The organism is Candidatus Cloacimonadota bacterium, from assembly GCA_034661015.1.
Classification (GTDB): domain Bacteria; phylum Cloacimonadota; class Cloacimonadia; order JGIOTU-2; family JGIOTU-2; genus JAYEKN01.
This window is the reverse complement of record JAYEKN010000096.1, coordinates 1-19,589: the sequence shown is the minus strand read 5'-3', so window position 1 is coordinate 19,589 and position 19,589 is coordinate 1. Positions and strand designations below refer to the sequence as shown.

Annotated in this window: 20 protein-coding genes; 19 read left to right on the top strand and 1 reads right to left on the bottom strand. The window is 34.9% G+C overall.

Going from position 1 to position 19,589, the window contains the following annotated elements; all coding sequences use genetic code 11:
• From U9P79_03965 to U9P79_03915, 11 genes are all read left to right on the top strand, one after another.
• On the top strand, positions 1 to 476 hold a 476-nt coding region (locus tag U9P79_03965; GenBank protein MEA2103782.1), incomplete at its 5' end, for a hypothetical protein.
• 246 nt (positions 477 to 722) lie between these two features.
• Positions 723 to 1,799, top strand: a complete 1,077-nt coding sequence (gene buk, locus U9P79_03960; GenBank protein MEA2103781.1) for a butyrate kinase — start codon at positions 723 to 725, stop codon at positions 1,797 to 1,799.
• 11 nt (positions 1,800 to 1,810) lie between these two features.
• Positions 1,811 to 3,727: an ABC transporter ATP-binding protein gene (locus tag U9P79_03955; protein ID MEA2103780.1), complete on the top strand. Its 1,917-nt coding sequence runs from the start codon at positions 1,811 to 1,813 to the stop codon at positions 3,725 to 3,727.
• A 20-nt stretch (positions 3,728 to 3,747) separates the two neighbouring features.
• A complete protein-coding gene (locus tag U9P79_03950) occupies positions 3,748 to 4,053 on the top strand; it encodes a hypothetical protein (protein ID MEA2103779.1) in 306 nt (101 codons plus the stop codon).
• The gene (locus tag U9P79_03945; GenBank protein ID MEA2103778.1) at positions 4,041 to 4,721 is read left to right on the top strand and encodes a nucleotidyl transferase AbiEii/AbiGii toxin family protein; all 681 of its coding nucleotides are present in this window, start codon (positions 4,041 to 4,043) and stop codon (positions 4,719 to 4,721) included. Before U9P79_03950 ends, U9P79_03945 begins: the two co-directional genes overlap by 13 nt.
• A gap of 25 nt (positions 4,722 to 4,746) precedes the next feature.
• Positions 4,747 to 5,148 (top strand): glycerol-3-phosphate cytidylyltransferase, encoded by a 402-nt coding sequence (tagD, locus tag U9P79_03940; GenBank protein ID MEA2103777.1) that lies wholly within the window; start codon positions 4,747 to 4,749, stop codon positions 5,146 to 5,148.
• Positions 5,149 to 5,176: 28 nt separating this feature from the next.
• The gene (locus U9P79_03935; protein ID MEA2103776.1) at positions 5,177 to 6,214 is read left to right on the top strand and encodes a CDP-glycerol glycerophosphotransferase family protein; all 1,038 of its coding nucleotides are present in this window, start codon (positions 5,177 to 5,179) and stop codon (positions 6,212 to 6,214) included.
• Positions 6,214 to 7,302, top strand: coding sequence for a CDP-glycerol glycerophosphotransferase family protein (locus tag U9P79_03930; GenBank protein MEA2103775.1), 1,089 nt, complete (start codon positions 6,214 to 6,216; stop codon positions 7,300 to 7,302). Before U9P79_03935 ends, U9P79_03930 begins: the two co-directional genes overlap by 1 nt.
• A 166-nt stretch (positions 7,303 to 7,468) precedes the next feature.
• Positions 7,469 to 8,785 (top strand): inositol-3-phosphate synthase, encoded by a 1,317-nt coding sequence (locus U9P79_03925; GenBank protein MEA2103774.1) that lies wholly within the window; start codon positions 7,469 to 7,471, stop codon positions 8,783 to 8,785.
• Between the two features lie 174 nt (positions 8,786 to 8,959).
• Positions 8,960 to 9,721 (top strand): sugar phosphate nucleotidyltransferase, encoded by a 762-nt coding sequence (locus U9P79_03920; GenBank protein ID MEA2103773.1) that lies wholly within the window; start codon positions 8,960 to 8,962, stop codon positions 9,719 to 9,721.
• A 17-nt stretch (positions 9,722 to 9,738) separates the two neighbouring features.
• On the top strand, positions 9,739 to 10,794 hold the full coding sequence (locus tag U9P79_03915) for a CDP-glycerol glycerophosphotransferase family protein (GenBank protein MEA2103772.1): 1,056 nt from the start codon (positions 9,739 to 9,741) through the stop codon (positions 10,792 to 10,794).
• 89 nt (positions 10,795 to 10,883) lie between these two features.
• On the opposite strand, the gene U9P79_03910 is transcribed toward U9P79_03915, so the two are convergent.
• The gene (locus U9P79_03910; GenBank protein MEA2103771.1) at positions 10,884 to 12,425 is read right to left on the bottom strand and encodes a hypothetical protein; all 1,542 of its coding nucleotides are present in this window, start codon (positions 12,423 to 12,425) and stop codon (positions 10,884 to 10,886) included.
• A 279-nt stretch (positions 12,426 to 12,704) separates the two neighbouring features.
• Between U9P79_03910 and U9P79_03905 the strand changes: the two genes are divergently transcribed.
• The 8 genes from U9P79_03905 (at position 12,705) to U9P79_03870 (ending at position 19,320) form a co-directional block, all read left to right on the top strand.
• Complete coding sequence (locus U9P79_03905) at positions 12,705 to 12,968, top strand: DUF1858 domain-containing protein (GenBank protein ID MEA2103770.1); 264 nt, start codon at positions 12,705 to 12,707, stop codon at positions 12,966 to 12,968.
• 25 nt (positions 12,969 to 12,993) lie between these two features.
• Positions 12,994 to 14,625 (top strand): L-glutamate gamma-semialdehyde dehydrogenase, encoded by a 1,632-nt coding sequence (gene pruA / locus U9P79_03900; protein ID MEA2103769.1) that lies wholly within the window; start codon positions 12,994 to 12,996, stop codon positions 14,623 to 14,625.
• A gap of 34 nt (positions 14,626 to 14,659) precedes the next feature.
• Entirely contained in the window at positions 14,660 to 16,183 is a 1,524-nt protein-coding gene (locus U9P79_03895; GenBank protein MEA2103768.1) for an aldehyde dehydrogenase family protein, read from the top strand.
• A 208-nt stretch (positions 16,184 to 16,391) separates the two neighbouring features.
• Complete coding sequence (locus U9P79_03890; GenBank protein ID MEA2103767.1) at positions 16,392 to 16,526, top strand: hypothetical protein; 135 nt, start codon at positions 16,392 to 16,394, stop codon at positions 16,524 to 16,526.
• A 13-nt stretch (positions 16,527 to 16,539) separates the two neighbouring features.
• Complete coding sequence (locus tag U9P79_03885) at positions 16,540 to 17,361, top strand: site-specific DNA-methyltransferase (GenBank protein MEA2103766.1); 822 nt, start codon at positions 16,540 to 16,542, stop codon at positions 17,359 to 17,361.
• 9 nt (positions 17,362 to 17,370) lie between these two features.
• Positions 17,371 to 18,123 (top strand): PmeII family type II restriction endonuclease, encoded by a 753-nt coding sequence (locus U9P79_03880; GenBank protein MEA2103765.1) that lies wholly within the window; start codon positions 17,371 to 17,373, stop codon positions 18,121 to 18,123.
• Between the two features lie 29 nt (positions 18,124 to 18,152).
• A complete protein-coding gene (locus tag U9P79_03875) occupies positions 18,153 to 18,980 on the top strand; it encodes an FRG domain-containing protein (GenBank protein ID MEA2103764.1) in 828 nt (275 codons plus the stop codon).
• 46 nt (positions 18,981 to 19,026) lie between these two features.
• A complete protein-coding gene (locus U9P79_03870) occupies positions 19,027 to 19,320 on the top strand; it encodes a DUF3467 domain-containing protein (protein MEA2103763.1) in 294 nt (97 codons plus the stop codon).
• Positions 19,321 to 19,589 lie beyond the last annotated feature (269 nt).

The following is a 19,589-nucleotide window of genomic DNA, read 5'->3' as shown; positions in this document are numbered from 1 at the left end:
TACCTTCTATTTATGGATTTAGAGGAGAATATGCCCTCGATAACCTGAACTTTGGTGCCTCTTTGAGAATTCGTCAAAAAGACAATGTTGATAACCAAATTGATTGTGGTGCCGACATTATTTACAACTTTGCAAAAGATGTAAAATTGAATTTTCAGCTTTATAGCGAAGGCGATGATGATGATACTAGCGATCTGAATTACTTCTTGCTTACTTCTTATGAAAAAGGATTTAATTTACCATATTTGAAGAAAACTATTCCTTACCTCGGCTACTTCTCAAAAAACAATACTGACGGTGACGGTGCAAAAGAATATAACATTATCTTTGGTTTAAATATGAAACCACATAAAAATATCTTTATGAAACTTGAATACAATGCGGACTCAATTGATGATGATGCCCCGAATACATTGGATGAAAATAACACAAATGTTTCTAACGCATTTAGCCTTGAATTAGGATTAGTTTTTTAGAAGCGAAAAGAGATAATTCGCATTAATTTAAAAATGACCACGAAATACACGAAAAGCACTAAACAAATTTATAGAGTTTTTAATACTTTTTCATAATCCATAAATCACTCTTTCGTGTCGTTCCGTGTGTTTAGTGGTCTGAATTTTAATCTAATAAGCCCTACATAATTTTGTAGGGCTTTTTTTATTGACCTTTTTTTACCTTTTCTTAGAACCTGTCATTAATTAATAATTTCGGAGGATTACATGAAAACCTATAGAGTACTTGCAATTAATCCCGGCTCAACCTCGACAAAGATTGCAGTTTTCGATAATGAAGAAGAAGTATTCTCAAAAACGCTGCAACACAAACCGGAAGAACTTTCCGGCTTTGCTGAATTAATCGATCAATTTGAGTTCAGAAAAAATATCGTAGAAGAAGCACTTGAAGAAAACAACATTCACGTTTCGACTTTAAACGCTATTGTCGGTAGGGGTGGATTAGTTCATCCCGTTGCAAGTGGAACCTATAAAGTTAACGATAAAATGCTTGCTGATTTAAAAGACAAATCTCTTTGGGGGCGAACTCATGCATCAAATCTTGGTGCTTTTATTGCAAAATCCATTGGTGATGAATTTGATATCCCATCTTTTATAGCCGATCCGGTAACGGTTGATGAGATGGATGATATCGCTCGAATTTCCGGCGTTCCGGAAATACAACGTCAAAGCTTGTTTCATGCCTTGAACATAAAATCTATCGCACGAAAATCGGCTGAGAAAATAGGTAAACCTCTTGATAAGTGTAATATGATCGCAGTTCACATGGGTGGCGGTGTAAGTGTGGCAGCAATTAGAGACGGGAAAATTGTTGATGTGAACAATGCTCTACTCGGAATGGGACCTTTTTCTCCCCAACGTGCAGGTGCTCTTCCAATCAGCGGTGTAATCAATCTGTGTTTTTCCGGTAAATACACAAAAGAGGAATTGGAAAAAAAACTGGTAAAAAATAGTGGTCTTATTGCCTATCTCGGAACTGATAGCGGCGTAGATATCGAAAATAAAATTGATGAAGGTAATGAAAAATTTGAGAAAATATTTCGTGCTTTTGCCTATCAAATTTCTAAAGAAATCGGACTTTGTGCCACAGTTCTAAAAGGTGATGTGGATGCTATTTATCTCACGGGTGGTCTTGCTTATGACAAGTATTTGCCCAAATGGATAATCGAACGAACCAAATTCATCGCACCTGTTTTAATTTTTCCAGGTGAAGGTGAAATGGAAGCTCTTGCACAAGCGGGTGTTCGAGCACTTTCCGGAGAAGAAGCAGCAAAAAAATATTAAAATTATTTCAAATGAAAAGCAAAGCGCATAACCTGTTTTACATTTATAAAATCATGTTCCAAAACTGGTTTTATCTAATTGGTGGAATATTTTTTATGCTCGGTTATGCTCTTTTTAGTGGGATAACAATCACAACGGTTATCCCACTTTTTGATTACGTTTTCGCACCCTCAAAAGCACCTTCAATCTATAATTCTGTAGCAGGATTTTTTACTGCATTCAAACCAATTTTCTCTGACTTACTCGTTAATGCAAAATATTTGTTATTTAATTTTGACGCTTCCTATCTTTCTGAAATTACGAACAGAGCCAAATACCTTTTGGAAAATACAAATTCGCTACTATTATTGAAGCTCGTGGCTATGGGATTGATCTTCTTGATCGTGCTAAAAAATATTTTCTTTTACGGAAATCAGGTTTTCTTTGCGAATTTACGTGGAAAAACCACTTATCACATTCGGAATCAGATCTTTAAAAAATATCTTACCCAACCCTTAGAATTTTTAAACACAAACAAAGTTGGTGATTCGATGGTAAGAATTGTGGATGACGTAAAAAACGTGAGTGATTTTTATATCCAATCAATTATAAATGCTGCCCGAGATGTGATAATGCTCTTTGTTTTCGCAAGAATTGCAATAATGCTAAATCCTAAACTTTTCTGGCTTAGCCTGATCATTCTCCCTCTTTTTGGATTTGCGGTTAGGGTTCTTGGTAAAAAAATAAAAAAATATTCTAAAAAAATTCAGCAACAATTTTCTTCCCTCTTCTCAAAAATTGAGGAAATTCTCAATGGAATTCACATCGTTCAGGTTTTTTCCAGAGAAGAAATCGAGATGAGAAAGTTCAACCGGATAAATCGGAAATATTTTATCTTCTGGCGAAAATCCATCCTCTATAAAAAATTAAATGTCCCTTTGTCAGAACTCAATAGCCTATTTATCGTCATAATCGTTTTGCTGTTGGGCGGAATGAGTGTGCTTGCGAGTAACAGTCATTTCACACTTGGGATGTTTACTGCTTTTCTGCTTGCAATCGGCTCAATGCTAAACCCTTTTAAAAAACTAACAGCAACTTATGCAAATATAAAAAAAGCTGTAGTTTCTCTTAATAGAATTTTTGTAATTCTGAACAGAAAATCAGAAATAAAAAATTGTGAAAACCCGATTCCCAAAAAATCATTTGACAAAGGTTTAGTGCTAAAAAACGTCTCCTTCTTTTATGATGAAAAAGTGCCTGTTTTGCAAAACATATCTTTCCAAATTAAAAAGGGTGAAAAAATTGCTATCGTCGGCGGAAGCGGGGCTGGAAAAACTACCATTATCAATTTGCTACCTCGAATGTATGATCCCACAAATGGTGAAATCTTTATTGATGATGTGCCGATAAATAAACTTGAATTAAAAGATTTACGTTCCCTTTACGGAACCGTAACACAGGAGTCAATTCTCTTTAGTGATACTGTGGCAAATAATATTCGTTTCGGTTCTTTGCAACAAGTTTCAGATGAGAAAGTGATAGAATCGGCAAAAATTGCTTACGCAGATAATTTTATCCAAAAAATGCCAAACAAGTATGATGAAATTCTCAATCCGAAAGCCACAAATCTTTCAGGTGGACAAAGGCAAAGAATTTGTATTGCAAGAGCGATTATCGGCAATCCTCCCATACTTATCTTTGACGAAGCAACGAGTTCTCTTGATACTGAATCCGAGCAAAAAGTTCAAAAAGCGATCGAGCGAGCAACTGAAAATAAAACTGTCATTGTTATCGCTCACCGCTTATCCACAATTCTCTCTTCGGATAAAATAATTGTTTTGGACAAAGGAAAACTGGTTGGTTTGGGTTCTAATGACGAGCTGTTGAAAACATGCCCGAAATACAAAAAATTATATGATATGCAATTTGAGGTGAGAAGCAAGAAGTAAAAATATGAAAGGAAAAAATTTTGTTAGAAAATATTATTAAAGATTGTTTCTGGGATTACGATTTTACGCTTGAGCAGATTATCAAAATTGCAAAAACGGAAGATTTCAGAATGAAGAAATTCCTATTTGAAAAAATTCTGTTAAATAGCCACGATATGATCCGCAGTCTCAAAATTTTATTTACTCAGGAAGACTTGATAAAATTGGTTGATTCTTTTAAAGTTCCCGAATTTAATTTTAAATATATTAAACATCGCTATTTGATAGCAAAATATTTTATTACAGGAGAAAAAGTAAACATTCCGGAGTTAGAGTGGAAAATTTAAATTTGAAAGAGTTATATAAATTGCAAGATAAGGTTTTGGATGCTATTTTTTCCCATGAAACCGAATTCTACCTTACCGGTGGAACCTGCCTTAATCGTTTCCACTATCAGGGGAGACATTCTGAAGATTTGGACTTCTTTACAAATTTTTCCCATACTTTTCATTATTCTGTGCGAGAAATCGAAGCAGAATTAACCCAAAATAATTATAAAATTTCAAAAGAAGTCGATACAAAAGATTTTGTCCGACTATCCGTAAATGACTTCTTACAGTTAGATTTTGTAAATGACCGCATTAAAAAATTTGGTAAAATTGAAAGCAAAAACAAAATTAAATTAGACAATTTCAAAAATATATTATCAAACAAAATCACAGCTGTATTATCTCGAGATTCTTCGAAAGACATTTTCGATATTCTGCTAATCTGTCAGAAAGAAAGATTTGATTGGAAAGAAATTATTAAACAAGCAAAAGGGAAAATGGTTTTTGAAAAAGATGATTTAATTTTCCGGTTAGATAATTTTCCTCCGGCATTATTTGCCAATCTTTATATTAGCGATAATCGTATTGTGGAAAATTTTAACAAAAAGATGGAAATAATTACAGCGGATATTTTTAATGAAAGTAAAAATAATCTGGCTATGGTTGATAATCAGAATATGAATTAAGGAAAATATTGAATAATTTTTTTATATGAAAAAAATAATTACTTACGGAACTTACGACCTATTTCACTATGGGCATTTGCAGCTCTTAAAGCGTGCAAAAGCACTTGGTGATTATCTCATTGTGGCTGTATCCACAAATGAATTTAATGATTTAAAAGGGAAAAAATGTATTCAACCTTACGAATACAGGAAAGAAATTCTGGAAGCCATTAAATATGTTGATGAGGTAATACCGGAGAATAATTGGGAACAAAAAATTGATGATGTGAAAAAACATAAAATTGATACGTTTGTCATTGGGAATGATTGGCAGGGAAAATTTGATTTCCTCCGGGAATATTGTGAAGTAATTTATTTGGAACGAACCGATGGAGTGTCCACAACAGAGGTCAAAAACCATATTATAGATACTTGGAAAAACTCATAATAGAGTAATTTCCCTTTCTTCATTTGTGATGAAATTCCTTTTCTATATTTCCAAAAAATATTCTATACCCATTATTCAGCCCATAGTAAAATATCTGCGCAAAACCGATTATATATTTTCGCTATTCGTATCAAAAAAAGTAGCGACTCATATTCCGGAAGAGTTGAAAGATTTGAGGATTTTCACTAATGTTGAAAACGCGATTAAATTCAACCCTGATTTTATTCTTTGTCCGGGAAATTTCATTGATTTCAGAATCCCGGGTATTAAAGTTCAACTTTTTCATGGGCTTGGGATAGAAAAAAAGTCTCACTATAAGATTCGGCATTTTTTTGATGTTTACTGTACTTCCGGACCATTCGTTACAAAACAATTTAACAAACTACAGGAAAAATATAAATATTTTCTGGTACAAGAAACCGGATGGGCAAAAGTAGATCATATTCTTAATTATAATGCAAAAAACTTCCGCGAGAATTTCAGAATTCCCCAAAATAAAAAGGTTATTCTCTTTGCCCCAACTCATAGTCAAAAAATGCAATCCGCAGAGGACCTTCTCCCGATTATTCCGCGGATAATCCGTAACGACGAATTCTGGATGATAAAATTCCACGAGATAATGAGTAAGCAGATTATTCAAATGGTGAGAGATAAAAATATCAAAATCATTCAAGATTATGATATCACCCCATATTTGCACGCAGCTGATATTCTGATTTCCGATACATCATCAGTTATCTATGAATTCATGCTTCTGAACAAACCTATTATCACTTATCGTACCAAAAGCAAAAAAAATAAAGGGATAAATATTCTTAAACCCGAAGAACTACGGGATGCAATAGATAGAAGTTTTCGGAATCCTACAGAATTTGAGAAAAATCACCGCGAGCATATTCAAGCAATAAATCCTTATTGCGATGGAAAAATTTCCGAAAACATTATTCAGACCCTAATTAATATTAAAAACAATAATGAATTACCCGATAAGAGAAAACCATTAAATTTATTCCGAAAGATGCAAATAATTTATCATTCAAAATACAAAAAAGGATATTTGCGATAATGAAAAAAATTCTTTTTGATTTGAAAAAGGAATACTATTTCAACTCTCTGTTTCCCTTATATCAGGCGTTGGATAAAGACCCGAATTATGATTTATCTATTAAAATTGGGAAAGATCAAAAACGCTTTCTCGGAGTTTTTATGATATCGGAAAAAGGAAGGATAGAATCGAATCTTCTCCGAAAAGGTTATCAGGTTACCGATAAAACCGATGGCTTTGATGCGGTAATTTGCGGAGATGCTCTCAAACATCCGGGGAAATATGGAAACACAATCCGCATCCATATTGACCATGGAGTTGGAATAAAAACGCTACGAATTAGAAATATTGTTCGTCAAAAAGATTTTCGCTACCATGTTTTTCTTGAGGGGAAATATTGGTATGATTATATAAAAAGTTTGGGGTGGGAGAATAGGGCGGATTTTTATATTACCGGAATACCAAAATTAGATACCTTCTTCTGGAAAAATTACTATAACAACGAGAAATTAATAAAAAAAATTGGAATAAATCCTAAAAAAAAAACCGTCCTTTTTGCCCCATCCTACAAACCGAGCTGTATAAAATTTATTAAAGCGGAGATTACTAAACTTATCCCAAAATACAACTTGGTCATTAAATTGCATCCTTATAGTTGGGGTGGGAAATATGCATCTCATTCACAGCATAAATTCTATGAAAGATTGGCAAGGAAAAACCGGAATGCCTATCTCATTCCCCCAAATGATTATGATATTTATCCATATATTTTCTTGGCGGATACTTTAATTAGTGATACTTCCAGCGTGATAAATGAGTTTTTAGCGCTGGGCAAATACGGCATTATCTATGTTTTACCACACGAAAATTTGAACCATAGCGACGGAATGCCCGTGTTATCAATCGCTCCTGAAAAATGGCTCGAAGGTGCTTTTCCCCACATGTTTAAACCTGAGGATCTCATCCCATCCGTTGAATCTGCTCTTGATCCTACTGAAGAAATGAAGCAAAAATTAGATGAATATCGCAACTATTTTTTTACGGGTTTAGACGGTAAATCTGCCTATCGCGTGAAAAATAAAATAGATGAATTACTCAAGAAAAAATAATGTAATTTTTTGGATAAAAGATAAAGATATTAATTATTTCTAATCTTTCAAAAATCCCGAATCAAAAATTATATTCCAAGAAATTTGACACAGTGATTACCCCCCTGAATTTAGTAGCAAATAAAACATTTAGTGAGATATAATAAATTTCCGGAAGGAGAAAAACATGGAAATTAAAATTGAAAAGCCCTCAAAAAAACTTGGTGTGCTTATCCCCGGATTAGGTGCCATTGGAACAACTTTCATTGCAGGAATTGAGTTGATAAAAAAGGGATATTCAAAACCTATTGGAAGCCTTACACAAATGGGAACAATTCGTCTCGGTAAAAGAACCGAAGACAGAACCCCACTCGTTAAGGATTTCGTTCCCATTCACAAAATTGAAGATCTTGTTGTCGGTGGTTGGGATATTTTTGAAGACACCGCTTATGAATCTGCAATAAATGCCCAAGTGCTTTCAAATGAACATATCGAATTGGCAAAAGAAAAACTTCAATCCGTAAAACCAATGAAAGCCGTTTTTGATAAAAAATATGTAAAAAACTTGGATGGTCCGAATGTGAAGAAAGCCGCGAATAAGTTTGAACTGGCTCAACAATTGATGGATGACATTGATAATTTTAAAAAGGAAAACGATCTGACAGACGTGGTTATGATCTGGTGTGCCTCCACCGAGATATATATTGAGCAGCAACCGGTTCACGAGACCCTTGAAGCATTTGAAAAAGGGATGAAAGAAAATCATGATGCTATCGCTCCAAGCATGATCTATGCTTATGCATCTTTGAAAAAGGGAATTCCATTCGCAATGGGTGCACCTAATCTGACGGTTGACATTCCGGCAATCTGGGAACTTGCAAAAGAAAATAAATTACCAATTGCAGGAAAAGATTTCAAAACAGGACAGACTTTGATGAAGACAATTCTCGCCCCGGGTTTAAAAGCAAGATTGCTCGGTATTAACGGATGGTTTTCCACCAATATTTTAGGCAATCGTGATGGTGAAGTATTGGATGATCCGGATTCTTTTAAAACAAAAGAAGTTAGCAAATTAAGTGTTCTGGATTCCATTCTCCAACCGGAAAAAAATCCTGATCTCTACAAAAATTTATATCATAAAGTAAGGATCAACTATTATCCCCCGAGAGGTGATGATAAAGAAGGTTGGGACAATATTGATATTTTCGGTTGGTTGGGATACAATATGCAGATTAAAATAGACTTTCTCTGTAAAGATAGCATACTTGCCGCCCCGATTGTTCTGGATTTGATCTTGTTTATGGATCTGGCAAGAAGAGCCGGATTAGGTGGCATACAGGAATGGTTATCATTTTATTTCAAAAGCCCGATGCACTTGCCCGAACTTTATCCGGAACATGACCTTTTTGTGCAATTAGCAAAATTAAAAAATACTTTGCGATATATGATGGGTGAAGAAATGATTACACATCTCGGTTTGGATTATTATTACGATGATGTTTAAATGAAGATGTTAACCCCGTAGGTGTTTAACCAACGGGATAAACCGCAGAGAGCACAGGAGAACGTGGATAGACGACATCCAGTGGATAAAAAACATCCAGTGGTTAGACGACATCCAGTGGATAAAAAGAAAATAAGGTTTTCCCAGTGCCCTCCGTGGTAGAGAATTGAATTTATGAAAGCAATAATAATAGCTGCCGGCTGTGGAAGCAGATTAAAAAAAAAGCATAAGGGTATGCCGAAAACTTTGTTGAAAATCAATGGTAAACGAATTATTGATGATATAATCGCAAAAATTAAATCGTCTGGCATAAAAGATATAATTATTATAACCGGTTATAAAAACAAAATGCTTGAAAATGCCTTAACTAATTATAATAATTCAGAACTAAATCCCGTAGGATGTATATCCAACGGGATAAATATACAATTTGGATTTAATGCAGATTGGGAAAAAGCAAACGGAATCTCCGTTTCTTGTGCCAAAAATTTTCTCCAATCCGATGATCAATTTATACTTCTTATGAGCGACCATATTTTTGACCGGAAAATACTCGAAAATATTATTGCAACCGAATTAGCAAATGATGAAGCACTTTTGGGACTTGATTTTAAAATAGATTCCATCCCGGATTTAGATGACGGGATGAAAATTCAATGCACAAAGAGGGATGGTAAAATTTACCAAATTCACAAATTCGACAAAAAACTGGAAAAATTTCAAGCAATTGATACCGGTATTTTTAAATTCAATTATTCATTTTTTTCTGTTTTAGAAGAATCTTTCCAAAACGGTAACTATTCCTTATCTGATGCATGTAACATTTTAGCCCGTAAAAACAGAATGAGCGGCTTTGATATTGGTGAGTATATCTGGTTGGATGTTGATACTCCGGAAATGATCGAGCAAGATAAGATCATCCGGCAAATATTTTAAACTAAGGTTTTTGGATAATGGATAAATATTTTTTTGCCAACCAGATATACCAATTTTCTTATGCTAAACCTCTGTATGATAGAATCGGGGGAACTTTTATCGTAAGAAAAACTAAAAAAATAATTACTTTTAAGAAACGGCTGAGAAATGCCAACGCTTTTCCGGAAATCCAAAAAACATTTTTAAACACTCCACCCATAAAAAAAATGGATATTAAAAATATTCATCATTTGAAAGGTGTCATCGTTTCTTTGTCCAACACAAAGATGCACGTTGATAGCAAATTATGTAAATCAATTTTCATCGGTCACGGAACCGGCGACAAAAAATATGGGGGAAATTCATCCACCCAAGATACTTATGACTATCACTTTATTTCCGGACCGAAGCATTTGCAAAAGCAGAAGGATGTCGGTCTTAATATTGCAGAAGGCAAGCTAATAAAAATCGGAAATATGAGATTCGATGATTATGTGAACAACAAAATTGATAAGGAAAAAGTGTTTAAACATCTTGGGATCAAAGACCGCTCACGAAAAAATATTTTATACGCACCCACTTGGAGATGGGGAAATGGTACTTTTAAGCATTATGTTTATAAATTTTGCAAAGAATTATCTAAGGATTTCAATTTAATCGTGAGACCGCATCATCATGATGCGCAAAAAATTATATTAGTAAAATCATGGTGTAAATTACACGGAATCAAAAATGTTTATTTCTCAAATCCGGGAAAGCTTCTTACAAATGACACAATGAGCGATTTCTCCATTTCTGATTTGATGATAAGTGATACATCCTCTGTAATGTACGAATACTTGATTACAAAAAAACCAATTATAGTAGCCATCCACAAACTGCCGGAACTGCACAATATGCCGGATAATATGAATGTAATGAAACATACGCCTATCTATAATGGTTCTCAGAATATTGCACAAATGGTTAAACAAAGTCTGGAAAATTCTGATAATGAAAAAATATTCGGAGAATTATTGAATAATTGTTTCTATTTTAATGACGGCAAATCTGTGGATAGAGCCGTTCAGTTTATCAATTCCTTACAAAATTAACAATCCCGCATAAACCTTGTTGTTCGTTTTACTTTTTTTTATATTTTCCCCCAAACTATTATATTATAACGATTTTGCTATTCAAAAAATCACCGCAAATAAAATAAGTTACCACATTTATACCCATCTGCAGCGCTGCTCATAATTCCGCCGGCATATCCGGAACCTTCACCGATTGGAAAAAGATTGGTGATTTCATTTGCCCGAAAAGTTTCCCTTTCTCTAACTAAACGGACAGGGGATGAAGTTCTGGTCTCAGGTGCAAGCAACAATCCGTTATCAATAAATCCGGGGATTCTTCTGTTAAATGTTGTTAAACCGAATTTTAGCGATTCAGTGATGCTATCCGAAAAAACTGTGTTAAGATTATGATAAAACACTCCCGGCCTAAATCCGGTTTGTTTAAGATTTGAAGAAATTGTGCTCTGTACAAAATCAATCGCATTTTGAGATGGAGCAAAATAAGGCTTAGAATGGTTATAACATTTTTTTTCAATCTGCTGTTGAAATTTCATTCCGGCAAGAATGCCGTTACCAAAATCACTTTTGTGAACCGTAACCACAATTGCACTATTGGCAAAAGGATTATCCCTGTTTTTGTAGCTCATACCATTTAGTGCCAGACTGTTTTGCTCTGAAGATCCAGCCACAATAAATCCCCCCGGGCACATACAGAAACTATAAATTCCTCTTTTTTTATATTTTGCGGTAAGACGATAAGTTGCCGGACCGGTAAGTGAAAAGTCGGTTTTCTCACCATAGAAAGCATTATTGATGAATTCCTGTGAATGCTCTATTCGGAAGCCGACAGCAAAAGATTTATTTTCCATTTCAATTTTATTTTTCAACATACAAAAAGTATCACGAGCAGAATTTCCGATTGCTAAGATGAGAATTTCAGGAGAGTATTTTTCGTTATTAATTGTTACGGTTCTTACATAGTTATTCTCAATTTCAATATTTTCCAACTTGCTGTTCCAAAAAAATTTACAGCCTTTTGAGATTAGAAATTTCCTCAGATTGATTATTATGTTTCGAAGCCCATCTGTTCCGAGATGCGGAAGAGCTTCGTAACGTATTGATTGATCAGCGCCAAATTTGATAAGATACTCAATAATTTGATTTGTATAAAAATCTCTGGTTCTCGCGGTTAGTTTTCCATCGGAAAATGTTCCGGCACCACCTTCACCAAATTGGACATTGCTGTTTTCGTCCAGAATTCCTTTATCCCAAAATTTTTTTATTTTTTTTGTCCTCAGATCAATTGTTTCGCCTTGCTCATAAATGTAGGGTTGGAATCCTTTTTCTACCAACGAGAGGGCTGCGAAAAGCCCTGCAGGGCCTGCTCCAATAATAAACGGATGAGGATTTGATAATTGTGTTGTATTTTGAAGATAAGGTTTGGATTCAGAATATGGCTGCACTTCATTATTCGGTTCAATTTTAAGATCTATTTCGGCTTTAACCGTGAAGTTATATTTGAGATAATTTTTTTTTCGAGCATCAATCGAACGACGGATTGTCTTGATACTCCTGATGTATTTTGATGGAATCCCAATTTTTTTGGAAATTGCATTATCTAAATCTGCCTTATTTGAAACCGGTAGCAAAATATTTCTGATTAAATACAAGTTTTCTCCTATTTTTTTTATTTACAAGTTACGGCAAACGAATACAAATGTCATCCTTTGTTGATAAAATGCAGAAACAAATTTAACGAAAAGTCGAAATCGTTAAAAAAAACTCAAAGCAGGTTAGCAGAGACGCAAAGAAAAATATCGCGGATATTTTATTCCAAAACGAAAATTTCCACACTGCTTGACATTGATGTGAGCATTAAAAAAGATTGTTTTCAATTATCGTAAATGTTGAAAATTGATAAATCAAGCATATAAAGGAAGTAAACTTTAATGGAAGTTTTAAAAAATATGTGGATAGAAGAAATATTGGACAAATATCCACGGGCGCAGGAATTTCTTTCCCGAAAAGGAATAGTCTGTGTAATGTGTGGAGAACCCGTTTGGGGAAGCCTTGAAGAGCAAATGGAAGATAAAGATTTTTCCACAGAAAAAATGGATACAATTGTTCAAGAGTTGAATGAATTTCTAAAGGATACAAGCACCAAAAAAAATCTGATTAACAAAATTAAATATAGTACAATTACAAAAAAATAATTACAAATTAAATTTCGGAGGAAGAATGTCAAATGCAAAATTAAGAGTTCCAATACCCAAAAATGAACCGATTTTATCTTATCGGGCAGGTTCGGCAGAAAAGAAATTTATCAAGGAAAAAATTCAGGAGTTGAAGAACAAAAAGATTGAGATCCCAATTATTATTGGTGGAAAAGAAATCAAAACCGGTAATATGGGTGAATGCAAAATTCCACATGATCTTTCACATTCCCTTGGCAAGTACCATAAAGCCGGGGAAAAGGAAGTTAAAATGGCAATTGAATCTGCTATGAAAGTCAGTGAAAAATGGGCAAACATGCCTTGGGAAGATCGCATAGCTATTTTTCAGCGAGCAGCGGAATTGTTAGCAACCAAATATCGTCCTCTTATTAATGCTGCTACCATGTTGACTCAGAGTAAAAATATTTTTCAAGCTGAAATTGATTCTGCATGTGAATTAATTGATTTTTTCCGATTCAACTCTTACTATGCTATGCAGATTTATGAGCGGCAACCAAATTCTTCGCCTGGTGTTTGGAATTCGTTACAGCATCGATCATTAGAAGGCTTTGTATTTGCTGTAACTCCTTTCAATTTTACCTCAATAGCCGGAAATCTACCCAGTGCACCAGCAATTATGGGTAATGTGGTTCTCTGGAAACCAGCATCATCTGCAGTCTATCCAGCTTATTTTCTGATGCAATTATTCAAAGAAGCAGGACTCCCGGATGGCGTTATCAATTTTATTCCCGGCAGAGGTGCCGAGGTTGGAAATCCAGTATTAAAAGATCCAAACCTTGCCGGTATTCATTTTACAGGAAGTACCGTAACTTTCCAAAGAATGTGGAAAACTATAGGAAACAATATTCAAAACTACAAAACATATCCTCGCATTGTGGGTGAAACTGGTGGTAAGGATTTTATCTTTGTTCACAAATCAGCAAATGTTCAGCAGGTGAAAACCGCAATCATCAGAGCTGCTTTTGAATATCAAGGGCAAAAATGTTCTGCGGCTTCCCGTGCTTATATTCCGGAAAATTTCTGGAAAGCTTTGAAAGAAGACCTTATTTCTACCACGAAAGAACTGAAAATGGGAACTGTCGAAGACTTTACAAACTTTGTAAACGCAGTTATAGACCAAGCAGCATTCGACTCGATTACCGAATATATTAATTTTGCAAAAGATGCAGATGATGCGGAAATTTTAGCGGGTGGAAATTATGATGATTCCAAAGGATATTTTATTGAACCCACTATTATCTTGACTACAAACCCGAAGTTTAAAACAATTCAAGAAGAAATTTTCGGTCCCGTGATGACAATTTATGTTTATAAAGAAAACGAATATGAAGAAAATCTTCATCTTTGTGATGAAACCTCACCCTATGCTTTAACCGGTGCAATTTTTGCAAATGATCGTGATGCTGTATTATTGGCAAAAGAAATTTTGCAAAATGCCGCCGGTAATTTCTATATTAATGACAAACCTACTGGTGCAGTTGTAGGGCAACAACCATTTGGTGGCGCTCGTGCATCCGGAACAAATGATAAAGCCGGTGATATGGTCAATTTGCTTAGATGGGTATCCCCGAGAACAATTAAAGAGACATTTAATCCCCCCGAAGATTATAAATATCCCTATATGGAAGAAAAATAATAATCCGCCTACTGGCGGAAAAAGGAGTATAAATATGTTGGATACTTTAAAAAGACTTGGAATAGAAGAAGTGAATTCCGGTGCATTTAATGGAGAATGGTTAGACACACATGGTGAAATCATAGAAGTTTATTCACCTATTGATGATTCACTATTGGCGAAAGTTAAATCTGCAGATAGGAATGATTATCAAATAGTATCGGAAAGTGCAAAAGAATCCTTTGAAATTTGGCGTTCAATCCCTGCCCCCAAAAGAGGGGAAATTGTCCGGCAAATGGGACTCGAACTTCGTAAGCACAAAGAAGACCTTGGGAAACTCGTAACAATTGAGATGGGAAAAATCCTATCCGAAGGGCTTGGAGAAGTTCAGGAAATGATTGATATGGCAGACCTTGCTGTGGGATTTTCTAGACAATTATATGGGAAAACCATGCAATCCGAACGAGAGGGACATCGGATGTATGAGCAATGGCACCCGCTCGGAGTTGTCGGGATTATCTCCGCCTTCAATTTCCCGGTGGCTGTATGGGCTTGGAATGCCTTTGTTGCCGGAGTTTGTGGTGATACTATGATTTGGAAACCTTCCTCCACTGCCCCTCTTACAGCTATAGCGGTTACAAAAATTGTTCAGAATATTTTGGAAAAGAACGATATTCCCAAATCCGTTTTTAACCTTGTTATCGGTCGTGGCAGTTCTGTTGGTGAAAAGCTCATCAATGATAAAAACATTCCTTTGATCAGTGCTACAGGTAGCTGCCAGATGGGTAAAAGAGTGCACAAAGCCATGGCAAAAAGATATGGTCGCACCATCCTTGAATTAGGTGGTAATAATGCCATTATTGTTATGGAAGATGCAAATCTGGAGCTTGCTTTAAAGGCAGTGCTTTTTGGAGCTGTGGGAACCGCAGGTCAGAGATGCACAACCACACGTAGGGTGTTGTTGCACGAAGACGTGTTTGACGATTTTGTGGAAAAATTAACAAATGCCTACAAGACTGTAACAATCGGTAATCCGCTCGATGAATCCACTCTTATGGGCCCGGTTGTGGATGCAAAGGCTGTAAAATCATATAAACAGGCGCTTGATATTATTAGAGAACAGAATGGTGAAATAATTTACGGGGGGAATTCTGTTACGGAAAATGTGGCTGGAAAATGTTATCTGGAACCCACAATTGTTAAAGCAAAAAATTCGATGCAAATTGTTCAAACTGAAACCTTTGCCCCTATTCTTTATTTGATAAAAATCAGTGATATTGATGATGCGATTGAAAAGCATAATGATGTTCCGCAAGGACTTTCTTCTGCAATATTTACCAATAATTTGCAATATAGTGAACAATTTCTCAGTCATGCAGGTAGCGATTGTGGTATTGCAAATGTCAATATTGGCACGAGTGGTGCAGAGATCGGGGGAGCTTTTGGTGGAGAAAAAGATACAGGCGGTGGACGTGAAGCTGGTAGCGATGCCTGGAAAGCATATATGAGACGTCAAACTAATACAATAAATTGGAGCAAAAAAATGCCACTTGCCCAAGGTGTCGAGTTTGATTTGTAAAGTAAAAATACAGCACATATAACTCCAATCAGTCCTATCCGTTATATTTCGGGTAGGACTGATTGCATAAATTATACGTGTTTAGTATAATGAGAATTGGGTGACGAAAAAATATTATTGCTGTAAATTGCTGTTGTTACGGTAAAAATTCTAAATTAGATAAAGGTTAATATTTCAAATAATATACCAATTTTCGGAGGAACTATTTATGATGAACAATTCAATTAAAACAAGCAAGATTTATTCTTTAGGAGAACTGATAGAACTGGTTACTCCTAAAGAAACGGACCCGGATAGTGGACGTTTACGAGAATCCGCTGTATTAATTACAATCAAATATTAAATTTAATATACAAATGGAAACAAAGATAATTTGCGGGAATAGTGCATTAGAATTGACGAAATTTGAAGATAATTCTATTGACCTTGTGATAACTTCACCACCCTATGCAGATCAAAGGAAAACGAGCTACGGTGGCGTTCATCCTGATAATTATGTCGAATGGTTTTTACCAATTTCAAAAGAATTATTAAGAATTTTAAAGAAAACAGGAACATTTATTTTAAATATAAAAGAAAAAGCAGTCAATGGCGAAAGACATACTTATGTTCTGGAATTAATAATTGCCATGCGAAAACAGGGTTGGCTTTGGACTGAGGAATTTATCTGGCATAAAAAAAATTCTTATCCAGGGAAATGGCCTAACAGATTTAGAGATTCTTGGGAAAGGCTATTGCAATTTAATAAGCAAACGAAATTTAAAATGAATCAGGAATCAGTGATGGTTCCAATGGGAGATTGGAAGAAAAAGCGATTAAAAAATCTTAGCAAAAAAGACAGAATAAGAGATGTCTCAGATGTTGGGAGTGGTTTTGGCAAAAATATCTCAAATTGGATTAATCGGGATATGGCTTATCCCACGAATGTATTGCATTTAGCCACAGAATGTAATAATAAAAATCATTCCGCTACTTTCCCTAAAACCTTACCAACGTGGTTTATAAAACTTTTTACTGATCCTGAAGATTATGTGTTGGATCCATTTATGGGTTCCGGAACTACAATATTTGCAGCCCTTGAATTAGGTAGAAATTCCATTGGCATCGATATTATGCAGGAATACTGTAATATGGTGAAAGATAACCTAAATTGTCAGCAGCAAATCTTAAATTTTTAAAGAGGTTTTATGAAAGGAATTAGTTATCAAGATATCATTCTATACGTCGAACAAAATATATCCACTTTTCATTCAACGAGATTAAAAAGGTTACGGGAACTTAATCTATCAAAAATATTAAAACGAAAGAATCCATACCTTTTCAAAGTTAAAAATATTTTAACCGCTCAAGAATTAATTATGCAAATCCTCAATGCCTATCTTTCTTCACAAGAAGAAACTATATTCGGTGGATTTCTTGAAGGACTTGCTATTTATATCAACGAAAAAGTTTATGGCGGATGGAAATCATCTGCTAAAGGAATTGATCTGGAATTTAATCAAGATGATATAAGATACATTGTCTCTATTAAATCTGGTCCCAATTGGGGAAATAGTAGCCAAATTGCTAAATTGAAAAGTGATTTCAACACGACCAAAAAAATAATCAGAACAAATAACAAGAAAAAAAATATTATTGCTGTAAATGGTTGCTGCTACGGAAGAAATTTGAGACAAGACAAAGGAGAATATTTCAAATATTGCGGACAAGTATTTTGGGAATTTATTTCAGGCGATGAAAATTTATATACAGATATAATTGAGCCATTGGGGCATCAAGCAAAAAAAAGAAATGAAGAATTTCAAAAAAAATATGCCCAAATAGTAAATAATTTTACCCTTCTTTTTATAAACAACTTTTGTGATAATGGAGAAATTATCTGGGAAGATCTAGTTCGATATAATTCTTCCCAAAATGCCGTAGAGAACAAATTAACCTAGTAATTTATTTGTTTTCGGAGGAACTATTTATGATGAACAATTCAATTAAAACAAGCAAGATTAATTCTTTAGGAGAACTAATAGAACTGGTTACTCCTAAAGAAACGGACCCTGATAGTGGACGTTTACGAGAATCCGCTGTATTTCGGGGCATGCCGAACAAAGATTGGAAGTTGCTATCAAGTTTGGATAGATTGGGTTATCCTGATCAACCGCCTCATTTGAAATCTCACCTTGAAGAACATTTATTGCGAAATTTTATCAGGCACGCCAGAGCATATATCAAAATCACACCTTCTGAACTATGGGAATGGTTGGTTATTGCACAACATCGCGGGTTACCAACACGGTTATTGGATTGGACTTATTCCCCTTTGATTGCCGCTCACTTTGCAGTTCTGAACGGTGATCCCAAAATAGACAGAGTAATCTGGAAATTGAATTGGAAATTGATCCATGAAAAATTCCACGTCCAACCCTATGTTCTTAATGCGTATGAATTTAATGATGAACTGAAAAATCACGAGATCAGCAGCTTGTGGAATTTAATGACAGAATCGAAGGAGATTAAAAATTCTTTTGTCTGTCTTGTAGAACCATCTGCACTCGATCCACGCGTTGTTACCCAATCCGCTGCCTTTACCATTTCTTCTGATAAAACCAAATCGCTTGACAGTATTCTTATGAATAAGGGATTGTCACATGCGTTGGTTAAATACATTATTCCATCTAATCGGGTGGATTACATTCGCGATCAACTGGATATCTGTAGCATTGATGAAAGGCATATGTTTCCGGATCTCGGAGGAGTGGCTTCGGAATTAACTCGATATTATTCATCCTCTTCCCAAATTTAATTTGTTTAGATACTAATTTACCCAAAAATTAACAAAAGGAGCAGCAATGAAAAAACAGCAACAGCCACAAAAAATAAAGATTAATATTCCAAAAGAGAACGCAGAAGGGATTTATTCAAACCTTGTACTGATGAATTTTAATGATTCGGAATTTATTCTTGATTTTGCCAGAATATTACCGGCAGTTCCGGAGGCAAAGATTTATTCGCGAATAATGATGAATCCACAGCATACAAAAAGATTGATGAAACTTCTACAGAAGAACATTGAAAATTATGAAGAGAAATATGATGAGATTAAACTTCCTGAAAAGGATGTGAAAAAAAGTATCGGATTTTAATTTGAATTTTCTTCAACACTTTACGAATTATTTTTTCTAGACTTCGTAATAGTGTGCGGTTGAGGTAAAGTCCCAAAACAAACACGAAGAGACTCGTGTTCCGCGGATTACAATGTTCGCATTAACCCCTGACTTATCCGCCGGCTGGCGGAGGGGTAAATGAGAAAAAAGTGCCTGATTTAACCATTTTATCATTAGATTCGCCTTATGGGGAAATGGTTAAATCCCTTTTTTTAAGTGGGCTCATTAATGAAAAAGAAATACTACGA

Bases quoted from the DNA above. Each gene is read 5' to 3' on its own strand.
- buk (MEA2103781.1), top strand. From the start codon at position 723: ATGAAAACCTATAGAGTACTTGCAATTAATCCCGGCTCAACCTCGACA.
- U9P79_03955 (MEA2103780.1), top strand. From the start codon at position 1,811: ATGAAAAGCAAAGCGCATAACCTGTTTTACATTTATAAAATCATGTTC.
- tagD (MEA2103777.1), top strand. From the start codon at position 4,747: ATGAAAAAAATAATTACTTACGGAACTTACGACCTATTTCACTATGGG.
- U9P79_03935 (MEA2103776.1), top strand. From the start codon at position 5,177: ATGAAATTCCTTTTCTATATTTCCAAAAAATATTCTATACCCATTATT.
- U9P79_03930 (MEA2103775.1), top strand. From the start codon at position 6,214: ATGAAAAAAATTCTTTTTGATTTGAAAAAGGAATACTATTTCAACTCT.
- U9P79_03925 (MEA2103774.1), top strand. From the start codon at position 7,469: ATGGAAATTAAAATTGAAAAGCCCTCAAAAAAACTTGGTGTGCTTATC.
- U9P79_03920 (MEA2103773.1), top strand. From the start codon at position 8,960: ATGAAAGCAATAATAATAGCTGCCGGCTGTGGAAGCAGATTAAAAAAA.
- U9P79_03915 (MEA2103772.1), top strand. From the start codon at position 9,739: ATGGATAAATATTTTTTTGCCAACCAGATATACCAATTTTCTTATGCT.
- U9P79_03905 (MEA2103770.1), top strand. From the start codon at position 12,705: ATGGAAGTTTTAAAAAATATGTGGATAGAAGAAATATTGGACAAATAT.
- pruA (MEA2103769.1), top strand. From the start codon at position 12,994: ATGTCAAATGCAAAATTAAGAGTTCCAATACCCAAAAATGAACCGATT.
- U9P79_03895 (MEA2103768.1), top strand. From the start codon at position 14,660: ATGTTGGATACTTTAAAAAGACTTGGAATAGAAGAAGTGAATTCCGGT.
- U9P79_03890 (MEA2103767.1), top strand. From the start codon at position 16,392: ATGATGAACAATTCAATTAAAACAAGCAAGATTTATTCTTTAGGAGAA.
- U9P79_03885 (MEA2103766.1), top strand. From the start codon at position 16,540: ATGGAAACAAAGATAATTTGCGGGAATAGTGCATTAGAATTGACGAAA.
- U9P79_03880 (MEA2103765.1), top strand. From the start codon at position 17,371: ATGAAAGGAATTAGTTATCAAGATATCATTCTATACGTCGAACAAAAT.
- U9P79_03875 (MEA2103764.1), top strand. From the start codon at position 18,153: ATGATGAACAATTCAATTAAAACAAGCAAGATTAATTCTTTAGGAGAA.
- U9P79_03870 (MEA2103763.1), top strand. From the start codon at position 19,027: ATGAAAAAACAGCAACAGCCACAAAAAATAAAGATTAATATTCCAAAA.